General features: G+C 42.5%; 16 protein-coding genes and 1 pseudogene. 1 reads left to right on the plus strand and 16 read right to left on the minus strand.

Annotated features, from left to right (window positions below):
* The 4 genes and pseudogenes from LJE09_RS08780 to LJE09_RS08795 form a co-directional block, all read right to left on the minus strand.
* A pseudogene (locus LJE09_RS08780) lies at positions 1–130 on the minus strand (sensor histidine kinase); the annotation flags it as partial.
* A 5-nt stretch (positions 131–135) separates the two neighbouring features.
* Positions 136–828, minus strand: a complete 693-nt coding sequence (locus LJE09_RS08785; protein ID WP_227311199.1) for a response regulator transcription factor — start codon at positions 826–828, stop codon at positions 136–138.
* A gap of 71 nt (positions 829–899) precedes the next feature.
* Positions 900–1757 carry a nucleotidyl transferase AbiEii/AbiGii toxin family protein gene (locus LJE09_RS08790; protein ID WP_227311201.1) on the minus strand — a complete coding sequence of 286 codons (858 nt, stop codon included), beginning with the start codon at positions 1755–1757 and terminating at the stop codon, positions 900–902.
* Positions 1758–2351 carry a type IV toxin-antitoxin system AbiEi family antitoxin domain-containing protein gene (locus tag LJE09_RS08795; RefSeq protein ID WP_118338688.1) on the minus strand — a complete coding sequence of 198 codons (594 nt, stop codon included), beginning with the start codon at positions 2349–2351 and terminating at the stop codon, positions 1758–1760.
* 270 nt (positions 2352–2621) lie between these two features.
* Here LJE09_RS08795 and LJE09_RS08800 point away from each other — a divergent pair, with 270 nt between their 5' ends.
* Positions 2622–2948, plus strand: coding sequence for an IS3 family transposase (locus LJE09_RS08800; RefSeq protein ID WP_128868174.1), 327 nt, complete (start codon positions 2622–2624; stop codon positions 2946–2948).
* A gap of 400 nt (positions 2949–3348) precedes the next feature.
* On the opposite strand, the gene LJE09_RS18410 is transcribed toward LJE09_RS08800, so the two are convergent.
* From LJE09_RS18410 to LJE09_RS08860, 12 genes are all read right to left on the minus strand, one after another.
* On the minus strand, positions 3349–4689 hold the full coding sequence (locus tag LJE09_RS18410) for a sedoheptulokinase (RefSeq protein ID WP_227311203.1): 1341 nt from the start codon (positions 4687–4689) through the stop codon (positions 3349–3351).
* Positions 4686–5873, minus strand: a complete 1188-nt coding sequence (locus LJE09_RS08810) for a pyridoxal phosphate-dependent aminotransferase (RefSeq protein ID WP_227311205.1) — start codon at positions 5871–5873, stop codon at positions 4686–4688. The genes LJE09_RS18410 and LJE09_RS08810 overlap by 4 nt, the downstream gene beginning before the upstream one ends.
* 711 nt (positions 5874–6584) lie before the next feature.
* Entirely contained in the window at positions 6585–6986 is a 402-nt protein-coding gene (gene atpC, locus LJE09_RS08815; protein WP_008704958.1) for an ATP synthase F1 subunit epsilon, read from the minus strand.
* A gap of 15 nt (positions 6987–7001) precedes the next feature.
* Entirely contained in the window at positions 7002–8396 is a 1395-nt protein-coding gene (atpD, locus tag LJE09_RS08820) for a F0F1 ATP synthase subunit beta (RefSeq protein ID WP_008704959.1), read from the minus strand.
* A gap of 18 nt (positions 8397–8414) precedes the next feature.
* Positions 8415–9272, minus strand: a complete 858-nt coding sequence (gene atpG, locus LJE09_RS08825) for an ATP synthase F1 subunit gamma (RefSeq protein WP_055150651.1) — start codon at positions 9270–9272, stop codon at positions 8415–8417.
* Positions 9273–9292: 20 nt separating this feature from the next.
* Positions 9293–10822: a F0F1 ATP synthase subunit alpha gene (atpA, locus tag LJE09_RS08830; RefSeq protein ID WP_008704965.1), complete on the minus strand. Its 1530-nt coding sequence runs from the start codon at positions 10820–10822 to the stop codon at positions 9293–9295.
* 124 nt (positions 10823–10946) lie between these two features.
* Positions 10947–11486 carry an ATP synthase F1 subunit delta gene (gene atpH, locus LJE09_RS08835; RefSeq protein ID WP_055053787.1) on the minus strand — a complete coding sequence of 180 codons (540 nt, stop codon included), beginning with the start codon at positions 11484–11486 and terminating at the stop codon, positions 10947–10949.
* A complete protein-coding gene (atpF, locus tag LJE09_RS08840; protein WP_008704967.1) occupies positions 11483–11986 on the minus strand; it encodes a F0F1 ATP synthase subunit B in 504 nt (167 codons plus the stop codon). Before atpF ends, atpH begins: the two co-directional genes overlap by 4 nt.
* Positions 11987–12104: 118 nt before the next feature.
* Entirely contained in the window at positions 12105–12383 is a 279-nt protein-coding gene (gene atpE, locus LJE09_RS08845) for an ATP synthase F0 subunit C (RefSeq protein WP_008704968.1), read from the minus strand.
* Positions 12384–12513: 130 nt separating this feature from the next.
* Positions 12514–13272 (minus strand): F0F1 ATP synthase subunit A, encoded by a 759-nt coding sequence (locus LJE09_RS08850; protein ID WP_227311206.1) that lies wholly within the window; start codon positions 13270–13272, stop codon positions 12514–12516.
* 56 nt (positions 13273–13328) lie between these two features.
* Positions 13329–13745, minus strand: coding sequence for a hypothetical protein (locus tag LJE09_RS08855; RefSeq protein ID WP_008704972.1), 417 nt, complete (start codon positions 13743–13745; stop codon positions 13329–13331).
* Between the two features lie 27 nt (positions 13746–13772).
* Positions 13773–14042 carry an AtpZ/AtpI family protein gene (locus LJE09_RS08860; protein ID WP_022380878.1) on the minus strand — a complete coding sequence of 90 codons (270 nt, stop codon included), beginning with the start codon at positions 14040–14042 and terminating at the stop codon, positions 13773–13775.
* Between the last annotated feature and the right edge of the window lie 317 nt (positions 14043–14359).

Consider the following 14359-nt stretch of genomic DNA (forward strand, 5'->3'; position numbering starts at 1 on the left):
TTCCGTTTTTCACATCAACCAGCACATCGGTCATTTCTGCTATTTGTTTTTTTACACGCCGAACGAGAACGATGGAAGTCAATACAGCCACAACAGCAATCACAACGGATAAGAATACGATGATTTCCATGCTGGCTACACCTCCTTATTAAACCGATAGCCAATCCCTTTGACCGTTTGTATATACTTTGGGCTTGAAGGATTGACTTCTAATTTTTTGCGAAGCCGACTGATAATCGCCATAATGTTACTGTCATCATAGAAATATTCTTCGCCCCATACTTCCTCATAAATCTGCTGTTTGGTCAAAATTTTCCCTTGATATTTTGAACAGTACAGGAGCAAATCAAATTCCTTTGGGGGCAGTTCAAAAGTGCCGTTTGATGTAGTAACAGAACGATTTTCAAGGTCAATCTGCAATCCGTTAAAATTTAGCTTTTGTATGGCTCCGGCTTGCTGATTAAAGCGAGTGTAGCGGCGTATAAGAGACGCAATACGGGCAATCAGTTCATCCATATCAAATGGTTTTGTAAGATAATCGTCCGCTCCGGCTCGTAAGCCCCGTACTTTAGAAATGCTGTCATTTTTAGATGTAAACATCAAAATCGGTAAGCTGTACTCCTTGCGAATTTCTTCCAGTGTTTCAAAACCATCCATGCCGGGCATCATCACATCCAGCACCACAAGCTGATATTCCTGCTCTCTTAATTTTTGTAAGCCCTCTTTTCCGGTATTACAAAAATCAGCTTCTATGTTTTCTGCTTGTACGCTACGTTTAATCAAAGCGCACAGTTCTCTGTCATCATCTATAATCAGGATTTTATTCATGATGCAACTCCTTCCCTTGTTTTGTTGTTCCGTCATTCGGCTTTTCTACGTTCTTGGAGAACTGCAATACATTATATGTATTTTTTTGATATAATTTCATATAATGTGCGAATTGATTTCATGATTGTATGCCATGGAATGTCAGCAGAGTAAGAATAATTTCTTTGATAAGCTTTCCATAGATTTTCCATAACAGAGCTGGATTGAATCTCGTCAAAAATCTCATCTATGTCTTCAGTTTCTATCTGTTCTAACGTTTCTCGCTTCTTAGCGGTAGCAACAAGTGCATCCCTTAATACATCTTTTGAAAGTTGCTCCCCATACAGTTTTTGTAAAATATAAATATCATAAAAATCTCTCATTCGTGTATTTGTAACGTTTCGACTAATAACAGTTTCCAGTTTTTCAGCCAATACCGTTTCCAGATTATATGCCCATACCTCAATAGTGCGGTCTTCAAGCATAAGATTAAATTTGTACTTGATTTCTCTTGGTGTAATTACATCCCCTGTAGAAATATCAATCTTTAATGGTGTGATTACACCATCAAATTTCGTTTCCATGCTTACACGAACACCAGGATAATCTGCTTCTTCCATGATTTCCGATATCCGTTTGACCCGAAATGAAACACCATCGTCCAGTGGAATTGATATAATTTGGGATATAATCATTTCTACATCCTCCACACTAACATTAGTGCCTTTTATAGTAGCATCCAGATCCATAGTAGCTCTGGCATCCAGACCGACCATTGCCGCCACCAGCATGCCACCTTTTAATATAAACTGATTTTTATACTCTGATAAAGAAATTCGTTCTAAAAAACGTTCCATCATATAATTCCGCATCAAAATCTGTGCATCTGCGGATTTTTTCTTTGACAGATTACGAATCAAATCCTTTAATTGTCTTGCCGTTGTTATCATCTAAAGTAACACCTCCAAATATGGTCTTAGTATCTTTTCAACATGAAACATAGCTGCGTATTTCATAAGCATCCGTAAGTTTTTATCCTTACGTTTCGCATATTGCTTTAATGCATCTTGGAATACCTGCATTTCAATATTTTTCCTGCTACGAAGCAGATCACAAATTGTTCTCTCCATGTCATAAACGGGAACGGAATGTCCGAATGATGTCTGCATAGCTATGATTCCTATTTCATGTAAATCCTTTTTTACTGTATATACTTGAAAACCGTCTTCCTGCAAACGACTTGGATTATATCCAGTTCTTACTGTTATGGTGTATTTCAAAGGCTCTCTGTCCGTTAAATCATGAAAAAACAATGCAGTTTCGTGAGAAAATACAGCTTGACCACAACGCAAATGCAAAAGGAACATCGCATCTGTCCACGTATCAGGTGATACATACACACCATGAGAAGCTTGCTCTAATCCTCGTTCCTTCACATAGGCATAAAACACAGACTTACTAATTCCATTATTTAGGACTTGAAATGTCTGAATTGTCCCTCCACATTCACGCAATAACAAATCTAATTTTTCAAATTGAGTCATATAGGTTCTCCTTTCATGCTAATATGATAATATATATTAGCATGAAAGTAAATATAAGTAATAGCAGTTAAAAAATTAAATTTTAATAATATCCCCGTTCTTCCTGCCAGTCTTTCACATAACATCAGATTCTGATATAGACCACATGCACAAGAAGTAATAGCACAATAAGGTAAATTAGTATTTAAAACCTTTGATAAGGCAATTGCGTTGAACCCCTGTGCAAAGCCGATTTTTCATTTAGATCGGGGATTCCAGTATACCAGCAAAATGTTTAAAAAGAAACTTGTAAAACAAGAAATGAGACAATCCATATCTCGGGTTGAACATTGTATTGATAATGGACCAACAGAAGGTTTCTGGGGAATTATCAAAGCAGAAATGTATCAGATGTACGAAATAACTGATGAATCCTCATTAAGATTTGCAATAAAGGATTATATAAGATTTTATAGTGAAGAACGTCCACAGGATAGGTATTGCTGCAAAACACCCCTAGAAGTACGTCAAGAAGCACTGAAATCTGACATACCAGTAGAATATCCTATTCCAGAAAACAAACGAATTAAAAAATATAAAGAGAAATGGTGTGCATAAAAATACCTACACTCCAAAATGAAATGTAGGTATTTTTGTCGCTTACCTTTAGATATTTCACCTGTCTACTTGACAAGGAGCATATCAAAACTAAACGGCAATTTTTGTCAAAACATATATCGGACTAACCGTCTATCGGCAACACTCTTTTTCTATAATCATATTAGCACGCATTTGTGAGAATGTCAAAATTTTTTATTCTCCATATTGCAAGACTGCTGGCATTTCTATTTCTTTTCATTCAATAATTCTTTTACTCTCTCAACCGAAAATCTATCTTCAATATCAACTACTTCAAACAGATTTAATGGCAATTCCCTTTCACCAATCAGGGAAAGGTATTCATTAACAGCGCTACGATTAATCGGATAATAAAAGAACATGACCCTCATTCAATTAATCATTGAGCCGACCTTGGCAGACTGCTCATTGCTGCCCCTGTCGCAGCTTCCTCTTCACATTCTGCAAGAACAAGTTCGGCCTTGAACATATCTTCAATAATTTCACACAGTACCGGATTTCTTCTCAGTCCATTCCCTGAACCAATCATGCGCCTGATCTTTATGCCGGTTCCTTTCTGAATAGTCATATACATCTGATACAATTCTGTGCTCATCCCCTTCAGAACACCATAGCAGAAATCTTCTGGTGTAAAGTTTTCGGAACTTACCTGAGTAATACTGCCGCTTTTTTCCGGATCCACCCGCGTACCGTCAAATGTTGTTTCAACTTTAATCTTTCGACTTTCAGTTCTTTCACTATTCTGGTCTCTCCCTGTTCTTGCCATCTTTTCCATTACTTTGTATAATGGCTGCTCCTGTCCGGTCGCTTCTTTTACAATTTTTCGGAAAAACTGTTCCAGAAGCGCATATGCCTTGCCGCCACACAGAGATGCTCCTGCAAGCAGATACTTCCTATTTAGGAAAGGTCTTGCCTCAATTCCATCTCCCGAAAAATACTGACTGGAAAGAACAGAAATCTGTCCGCCGGTTCCCATATTGACCAGTAATATATTCTCCTCATCACCTGCTGCTCCAAGGAAGCTTGCCTGGTTGTCTCCGATTGCTGTTGTAACTGTCCTTCCTCTGTATGTACCCAGTTTTTCTATTTCCGTACAGACATCCGGCAGCCAGTTTACGTCCACTCCCATTTCAGCCAGTTTTTCTTTTTCAAAGCACATCTTATGGCTGTCAAAGAATCCAAAACCTGCCGCATTGCTCACATGTACCAATGGTTTTTTACGCCCTGTCAAATACATTCCAAAATAATCCATAATCGTACAGAAGCTCAAAGCCGAATCCGGAACCAGATTATGTCTGATATTATAAATGTGTGTGACAAGCCCATATCCTGAAGCAGCATGGATTTGACATCTTTCCCGGATTTCTTCTGTTAAAGGAATCTGATCCCCATCGCAGATACTTCCTCTGGCATCCTGCCATGTATATAACGGACTGACACAATTTCCTTCTTTGTCAACATAGACAATTCCATGCATCTGCCCTGTGAGCCCAATCCGCTCAACATGCGGATACTTCTCCAGGAAATAATCCAGCAGATTCACTGCTCTTTCTACAATTTCTTTTGCATACTGTATTCTTTCCCATTCATTTCCGGTTTCGATAAAGCAACCATTCTCTACAGTTTTTGCCTCCAGAATCTTTGCCTGTCCGTTTTCCTCTTTTTCCAGAACAACACCGCTTATCGTTGTTGTCCCAATGTCAATCCCCGCCGTTTTCACAGTCCAAACTCTTCTGCCAGTTTCTTAAACTCCGGCAGGGAATTAATGATAGTATCATAAGATACACAATAAGCCAGTCTCACATAACCCGGGCAGGCAAAGGAACTTCCCGGAACCATGAGAATATTATATTTCTTTCCAGCTTCGCAGAACGCTTTTTCATCTGCTACCGGTGATTTCACAAAGAGGTAGAATGCACCCTGGGGTTTGATGCACTCGAATCCGCATTCTTTCAGTCCATTGTATAACGCCAGACGGTTCTTGTCATATGCAGCTACATCCACTTCTGCATCTACACATTTGGCAATCACCTTCTGCATCAGGGATGGGGCATTGACACATCCGATAGTACGGTTGGCAATAGCCGCTGAAGTAATAAGTTCTTCACTTCCATCTGCTTCATCCGGAATTACCAGATAACCGATACGCTCTCCCGGAAGGGACAGAGATTTGCTGTAAGAATAGCCAACAATAGTATTATCGTAATATTTTGTCAGATACGGAACTTCTACACCATCATAAGCCAGCTCTCTGTATGGCTCGTCAGAAATCAGGTAAATCACACTGCCAAATTCCTGCTGTTTTTTCTCAAGAATTGCTGCCAGCTTCTTAATGGTTTCTTCTGAATATACGACACCAGTGGGGTTGTGAGGTGTATTTACGATCACTGCTCTTGTCTTTGCCGTAATCTTCTGCTCAAACTCCTCAAGATTCGGTTGGAATGTGGTTGTATCCGGAGAGATTTCCACAAGCTTGCCATCAAAATTGCGCACATATGCACCATATTCCAGAAAATATGGTGCAAAAACAATCACTTCTTCCTCTGGATTCAGGATCGTCTTGAAAATCACATTCAAACCGCTGGCTGCTCCAACTGTCATAATCAGATTCTTCGCCGCAAACTTTGTCCCAAAGCGGTGGTTCAGAGATTCCGCAATCGTCTGGCGCACATCCTCAAATCCTGCATTACTCATATAACCATGAAGCACTGTCGGCTCCACTTCGTTCACCAGATCAATAATAGCCTCCTTCACACACTCCGGTGCCGGAACGCTCGGATTCCCAAGACTGAAATCATAAACTTTGTCCGCACCGTAAATGGCTCTGAGACGATTTCCCTCCTCAAACATCATACGGATGGCTGAATTATTTTTTACATAAGGTTTCATTTTTTCTGCTATCATAACATATTCGCTCCTGTCCAAATAATCTCGGCAAACCGCCGAAATTCAGAATAATATCACAACTGCCCACTTTCCCCTACAGTCGCATAATCTATCTCTATTTTAACCTCATCATGGTAAAGTGTCAATGTGTGTCAATGTGTGACAATATACTACGTTTCATCTTTTTAATTGAATCGTTGCTGTTCGCTCCGTTTACAACAATGTAACCAAAATTCCAGATTGCCCGCACCAATGGAATATAGGCTTGTGTATCGGGATTTTGGCATATTCATGCCCCAAAAACACCTTGCGGGATAGTGGCACGTGAACAACAACACCAAATCAAATAAATCCCTGCCAGTGTATTTGAAAGATCCAATTACCAGCATAGAAAAATAATTTATTTCATGTGCATTTGCAGGATATTTAGATATTCTTAGCTGGTCAAAATCTGCGTTATGAGAAAAATGACACACTGTCTGAGCGAAGCGAGTTTGTGGCATTTTTCTCATGCCTTTAGCAGATTTTGAGCAGCTTAGAATATCTTAATGTCCGAAACCGCACATGAAATAAATTATTTTTCTATGCGTCCCTTTTCTATGCGTCCCTCCTTCAAATCCCTCCCTCAGATTCTTCCCACTATATCCCCAAAAAATATATCACAAACAAAAAAGACCGACAGTCTCCCTTCCCGGATTTCCTGTCAGTCTTTTAATAACTCTTATTTTCTCAGCTCTTCACACTCAAACGCACCAACGCCCTCTGCAGTTTAGCCTCCACAATCTTATAATCATGATCACTCAAACCACCTTTGGCAATCATCTCCTCAGCTCTTTTCTTAGCTTCCTGTGCGCGCTGCTCATCAATATCCTCTTTCCACTCCCAAGTAGTTGCAAGGACACGGCACTTTCCGTTCATAACAGAAAGCATTCCGCCAATACAGGCTGCAGTCCGTCTGCTGCCGTCTTCCATTACCACACTGGCTTCGCCCATTCCCAGGGCAGTACAGTAATTACAGTGTCTGGCAAGAATGGCCAGATCACCGCTGACAGTTCTGCAGATCACACGCTCCACATTGCCTTCAAAGAGTAATCCGTCCGGTGTTCCGATTCTCAACGGGAAAGTACTCATAGGACATTTCCCCCTTTACTGATTCTTCGCTTTTTCAAACACTTCATCGATGGTTCCCACAAACAGGAAATAACTCTCAGGAATGTCATCACACTCACCGTTAAGTATCATTCTGAATCCTCTCAGCGTCTCCTTCAGCGGAACATATTTGCCAGGCATACCTGTAAACTGTTCTGCTACAGAGAAGCTCTGTGACAGGAATCTCTGAACCTTACGGGCACGGCTTACAGTACGTTTGTCTTCCTCTGACAACTCATCCATACCCATGATGGCAATAATGTCCTGAAGCTCTTTGTAACGTTGAAGAACTCTCTGTACTGATCTGGCAATCTCATAATGCTCTGTTCCTACGATTTCAGGAGAAAGGATACGGCTTGTGGAATCCAGAGGATCAACAGCCGGATAAATACCCTGGCTAGAAATCTCACGGGAAAGTACAGTTGTTGCATCCAGATGTGAGAATGTAGTTGCAGGAGCCGGGTCAGTCAGGTCATCGGCAGGCACATATACAGCCTGTACAGATGTGATGGAGCCCTTTCTTGTAGAAGTAATTCGTTCCTGCAGGTTACCCATTTCAGTTGCCAGTGTAGGTTGATAACCTACGGCTGAAGGCATACGTCCCAGAAGCGCAGACACCTCGGAACCTGCCTGTGTAAAACGGAAAATATTGTCAATAAAGAGGAGCACATCCTGGTTCTTCTCATCACGGAAGTATTCCGCCATGGTAAGTCCGGAAAGTCCAACTCTCATACGTGCTCCGGGCGGCTCGTTCATCTGACCGTAAACCAGAGCAGTCTTGTCAATAACTCCACTTTCTTTCATTTCATTGTAAAGGTCATTTCCCTCACGTGTACGCTCTCCTACACCTGTAAATACGGAAAGTCCGCCGTGTGCAGTTGCTACGTTGTGGATCAGCTCCATGATAAGAACTGTTTTTCCTACACCTGCACCACCGAAAAGACCAATCTTACCACCCTTTGCATAAGGACAGATCAGGTCAACGACCTTGATACCTGTCTCCAGGATTTCTGTTGCAGGCATCTGTTCTTCATAAGAAGGAGCCTGACGATGGATAGACCAGCGTTCCTTTGCCTCCGGTGCCGGAAGATTGTCTACCGGGTCACCCAGAAGGTTAAATACTCGTCCCAGGCATTCCTCACCTACAGGAACGGAAATTGGACCGCCTGTATCCAGAGCTTTGGCACCGCGCACCAGACCGTCAGTAGAGTTCATGGCAATACATCTTACCACATCATCACCAACCTGCTGTGCAACCTCGGCAACCAGCTTTGCGCCATCATTATCAATCTCTATGGCATTGAGAAGAGGCGGCAGTTCATCGTGCGCAAAGCGGATATCCAGTACCGGACCGATAACCTGCACTACCTCGCCAATGTGTTTTTCACTCATGTTTATAATCTCCTATTTCTAAAGACCTTCCGCACCTGCAACAATCTCCGTGATCTCCTGCGTGATGCTGGCCTGACGTGCCCTGTTGTAATACAGATTGAGCTGATCGATCATCTCTTCCGCATTACTTGTGGCTGCATCCATAGCCATACGTCTGGCTGCCAGTTCACTTGCAGTACTTTCGCAGATACCGCCATAAACCAGGCCTGCCAGATATTCCGGAACAATGGCATCAAATACTGTCTCTCCGTCCGGTTCATAGAGGATCAGATTCTTCGTCTCTATCTTACCTCCGCTTTCCTCTCTGATATCAGTCATAGGAAGCATGGAAAATACCTCCGGCTGCTGGGAAAGCATGGAATTAAAGACAGTATAACATAATTCAATATGGCCAAAGGTTCCTTTGCGAAATTCTGTACAGAGCATATTTGCCATCTCAAAACAATCCGCTACAGAAATACTTCCTGCCTCTGCAAACTGTTCTGTCAGAGCTTCTATCCCTCTCTGGCGGAAATATTCTACTGCTTTCTTTCCAACCGGCAGAACCATGTAGTCCTTACCTTCAGCAGAAGCCTCCAGACATTTAAAAAGATTGGTGTTATATCCGCCTGCCAGTCCTCTGTCACCTGCGATCACTACATAGCAGGTTTTATTGTTGGAAGACTCTTTCGCATAAACGGATGAGAAATCTGTATTCTCCCTTGCAATCTCTTTCAATGTCTCATGAAGTTCTGTAAAGTACGGACGGCATACCTCTGCACGTTCCTTTGCCTTACGCAGTTTGGAGGATGCTACAAGCTCCATGGCCTTGGTAATCTGCATGGTACTCTGTACACTCTTGATACGCAGCTTTACCGCTTTCATATTCGAAGCCATACGATACCCTCCTAATCACTTTATTTCTCAGGTCTTGTATTCAGGAAGTTCTCTGTATACGCATCCAGTACGCTGCGAAGCTTCTGCTCTGTTTCCTGCTCCAGCTTACCTGTTGAGCGGATCTCCTGCATAACCTCTACGCCTGCTGCATCTGTATCCAGATAGGTATATAATCCTGATTCATATACATTTACGTCTTCAACTTTTACTGATTCCAGAACACCCTTTGTAACCGCATATAGGATCGCAACCTGTTTCTCTACAGGAACCGGTGCATTCTGGTTCTGTTTCAGAACTTCCACAATACGTGCTCCCTGTTCCAGACGTGCCTTTGTATCAGCATCCAGATCAGAACCAAACTGTGCGAAGCTCTGCAGCTCACGGTACTGGGAATAAATCAGTTTCAGTGTTCCTGCTACCTTCTTCATTGCCTTGATCTGCGCATCACCACCAACTCGTGATACGGAGATACCTGGGTTTACAGCAGGCATGATTCCTGAATGGAATAACTCTGTCTCCAGGAAAATCTGTCCATCTGTAATAGAAATAACGTTAGTAGGAATATAGGCAGATACGTCACCTGCCTGTGTTTCAATAATCGGCAGTGCTGTCATGGAACCGCCGCCATGTTCATCGTCCAGCTTCGCTGCACGTTCCAGAAGTCTGGAATGCAGATAGAAAACATCACCCGGATATGCCTCACGTCCAGGCGGACGACGGATCAGCAGGGAAAGTGCACGGTATGCAACTGCATGCTTACTTAAATCATCATAGATGATCAGCACATCTTTTCCCTTATTCATAAAGTATTCACCCATTGCACATCCGGAATACGGTGCGATATACTGCAGCGGGCTTGACTCAGATGCTGTAGCTGCCACAACGATAGTATAATCCATTGCGCCGTTTCTGGTCAGGTTCTCTACTAATGTAGCTACTGTGGAACGCTTCTGTCCAATGGCTACATAGATACAGATCACATCTTTTCCCTTCTGGTTAATAATGGTATCTGTAGCAATTGTAGTTTTACCGGTCTGACGGTCACCAATGATCAGTTCTCGCTGTCCACGTCCAATGGGGATCATGGAGTCGATGGCTTTGATACCGGTCTGAAGAGGCTGATATACAGATCTTCTCTCACAGATTCCCGGTGCCTTGCTCTCGATTGGCCGGAATTCTTTTGTATCAATCGGGCCTGCTCCGTCAATTGGCTGTCCCAGTGCATTTACAACACGTCCAACCATGGCGTCGCCTACAGGTACAGACACGACCTTGCCTGTACGCTTTACGGTCTGACCCTCACCAATGTTCTCATCTGAACCAAAGATTACGATGGAGACACTGTTCTCCTCCAGGTTCTGTGCCATACCAAAGCTTCCGTCCTCAAATTCCAGAAGCTCTCCTGACATACAGTTTACCAGTCCGCTGGCTCTGGCAATACCGTCACCAACCATAAGGATCGTACCTGTCTCGTTCTGTTGAATGGCATTTTCGTAATATTTTATCTGGCTTCGGATGACCTTGGATATTTCCTCAGGTTTTAATTGCATGTTTCCATTCCATCCTTTTATATTCTATTATTTTGCGCTGTCTGAATTCAGAAATTTAAAGATTTTTCATATCCATATGTCAAATACCCATACAGTACGATTCTCAAATCCGGAATCCAGTTCCTTATACTACCAATTCATTCAGTTTCTTCGAAATACCGGAAATACGGCTCTGTACTGTACCGTCAAGCTGTACGCCCTCCAGTTCCACGCGAAGTCCGCCAAGAACGGATGCATCTGTTTTCTGAACCAGATACACTTTCTTTCCACTTAGCTTCTCAAGCTTCGCTTTCAGAGCTTCCATCTGAGTATCACTGAGCTTCACTGCACTGGTAACCACGGCTTCTGCAATTCCATGTGCACTGTTGTAGCGTCTGATAAACTCTTCGCAGCATCCGGCAAACTCTCTCAGAATCTTGCGTTCACACAATAATTTCAGGAAATTCACCAGATATCTCTCTGCCTGCCCTCCGAAAGCCTCTTCAATCATCTTAAGTCTCTCGTCTTCAGGAATCGCCGGTTCTCCCAGCAATTTCAAATATCCGGGATTTTCTCGAAAAATCTGTCTGACTGCGATCATCTGCTCCATGATCTGTCCATCGAGCTTTTCTTCAGCGGCAAGGTCATACAGACTTCCGCCGTAAACTCTGGCAGTTTTTGTCATGATGCCTCACCTACATTCTCAATAAACTCATCAATCAGTTTTGCATGATCCTCTTCACTAATTTCGCGCTCGATCACTTTTCCGGCAATCTCAACAGCCATACCGCCGATTTCTCCCTTAATCTCGTTGACTGCCTTACGTTTCTCCTGGGCAATGTCTTTCTCTGCCTTCTCTTTCATGGCAGTTACCTGACTGGAAGCCTCCTTAAGCATCTCTTCACTCTGGATAGCGGCTGTTTTCTGAGCTGTCATCACAATGTCATTTGCCCTATTCTTGGCTTCCTGCATATTCTTTTCATATTCTGCCTTCATTGCCTGAGCTTCTTCCTTTGCCTTCACTGCATCCTGGATCTGGGCATCCGCTTTCGCTTTGCGCTTTTCCAGCATCTCATTGATGGGCTTGAAGAGGAAACGTTTGATCAGATATACCTGAATAAAAAGGTTGCAAATCGTCGCTATAAAATTCCACGGCACAATTCCAACTAATTCCTGTACCTGCATGTTTGTAACCTCCTGTCTGTATTTATGCGGATCATTCTCCGGCTGTTGCCGGAATTATCCACAGGTTCCATATCAGATGCCGCTTAATCTGTGATATTCGACATCTCAGCTGTTTTTATCAGCTCAGGAAGTTCATGAACATACCAGGTGCAACGAAGATAAGCAACAGACCGGTTACGAAACCGTAGATACCTGTTGTCTCTGCAATGGCACATCCAAGAAGCATGGTAGAAGTAACATCACCCTTGCACTCAGGCTGACGTCCGATTGCTTCCAATGCCTTTGCTACTGCGTTACCTTCACCAATACCAGGTCCGATACCTGCGATCAGCGCACATCCTGCTCCAATTGCACATCCTGCTAATGCGATACCTTTTGCCAATAACTGAAAATCCATATTAAAACCCTCCTGTTAAATAATAATCTGCAGCTTTTCCCCTTTACTGCGGTATTAATTTTTCTGCTGTATTTCAGCATTCTTTGCGGTTACCACCGCTGCCGTTTTGCTCCGGCAAATCATGTTTCTGCTACTCTTCTGTTGCATTTGCAATATACATTACAGTCAGCATACAGAAGATAAATGCCTGCATAACTCCTGAGAACCAGTCAAAATAGACCGACGTTATCGCAGGTACACCGACATCAAGAATCGGTATCTTTGACAGTACATCTCCCAATGCACCCGGGATCAGGCCCAGAAGCGCGGAACTTGCGACTGCCAGTGCCCCATAGATCAGGCCATTGATTACCACACCGGAAAGGATATTTCCGAAATGACGACACGCCATACTGACAGGTGTAGCCAGCTCGGAAAGAATATTAAACGGTGTCATAACTGCGATCGGAGTCGTAAATCCTTTCAGATAACCGCCAAATCCGCTGGTCTTTATCTTCTGTGCTGTGATCATAATGAAAACCACAACTGCCCAGGCAGCCTCAGTAGAAAGGTCTGCTGTAGGGCTTCGAAGTCCGATCAGACTGATCAGGTTGGAAACCACACTGGTTGCAAAAAGTGCTGCAACAAATGGTATCAGGTATCTGAATTTCTCACCCATATTTCCGATTACAAAGCTGTTGGCCTTCTCTACAATGAGCTCTGCCACAGCCTGACGTTTGGAAATGTTCTCTTCTTTCAGATCATGTGTCAGCCAGATACACAAACCTGTTATGAGTATCATAACAATCCAGCTTACCACCATTGTCTCACTGATCCTTAATGGTCCGAGAACAGGCACATCAATGGGTAATGTAAAGAATATCCTTGCCCCGCTGATATCCAATTCCATACTCTTTATTCACCTCCTGTCTCTCCCGGTACTGTTCCGGTTTGATATAGAAATACCTATTTGTTAGTATGAAAAATTCCTGCAATTTTAATTCCTGTTCCGGGAAATAAAAGAGGAACGATTCCTGCCACAAAATGAAAACAGGGTGCCACGATTGCCAGGATCACCCACAACATCTGGATCAGCATTCTCTGGGAGTAACTTGCTTTGATCCTCATTCTCGCTGTGTCCTCATCTGTTGCTGCAGCTGCTTTCTGCACTGCAAGTCCCATAAAAAAGAAATTAAGGACTGCCACACATCCTCCCACTGCCCCTCCAAGAAACACCGTATAATCAAACGGTACCTTCTGTGGCATGAAAGCATGCAGCACTCCAAACACGATCCACATCAAAATCAGCCCGATTCCGGTGATGGCGGCTACCTTCCCGGTTTCCTTCTTTACGGCAGGCTGAACATTATCCATAATACTCATATAAATCTCCCTTTCGTTTCTGTATCATTACAGGTGTCTGTTAAACGATACTTTATTTTTCTTCTTTTTGTTCTCTTTCTTCTGCTGTCTGTTAATAGAAAGATAAAATTTATATGCCACTGTCCCGGAACCTCCAAGACCAAAGAAAAAACCGGGGATATATACCCATCCGCCAGCTCCGGTCTTAGAAACAATCAGCCAGCATACTGCCAGACATATCAGGACAGGGGTTATGAGAGACAGTCCAAGCTGCGACAACATGGTGACATTTCTGATGATCTCTGACCATTGTTTCATCCTCTTCTCCTTTTTGCCTAATTTTTTTATATATTTTCAAGAATTTATAGTCAAATTTTATCATATATCCTTTAAAATTACAATCTCATTAAATAATTTTATCAAATATTTTTTATCCATCCAATATTTTTTTGTTATTTTTATATCGTGTATGTGATTATATCATCAATATAAATCTTTTTATACAGTCAAAGCTTCTGATTGGTTTATATTTTTATTTCAAAGAAGAAGAGATATAAATAAGGAGCCTGCCCGGAGAGCTTTTTTGTGTCATAGAACATTACGGAGTAATATTCTATAACACAAAAAAAGCACAA

It is taken from the genome of Blautia sp. DFI.3.45, assembly GCF_020593505.1.
GTDB lineage: Bacteria > Bacillota > Clostridia > Lachnospirales > Lachnospiraceae > Blautia_A > Blautia_A wexlerae.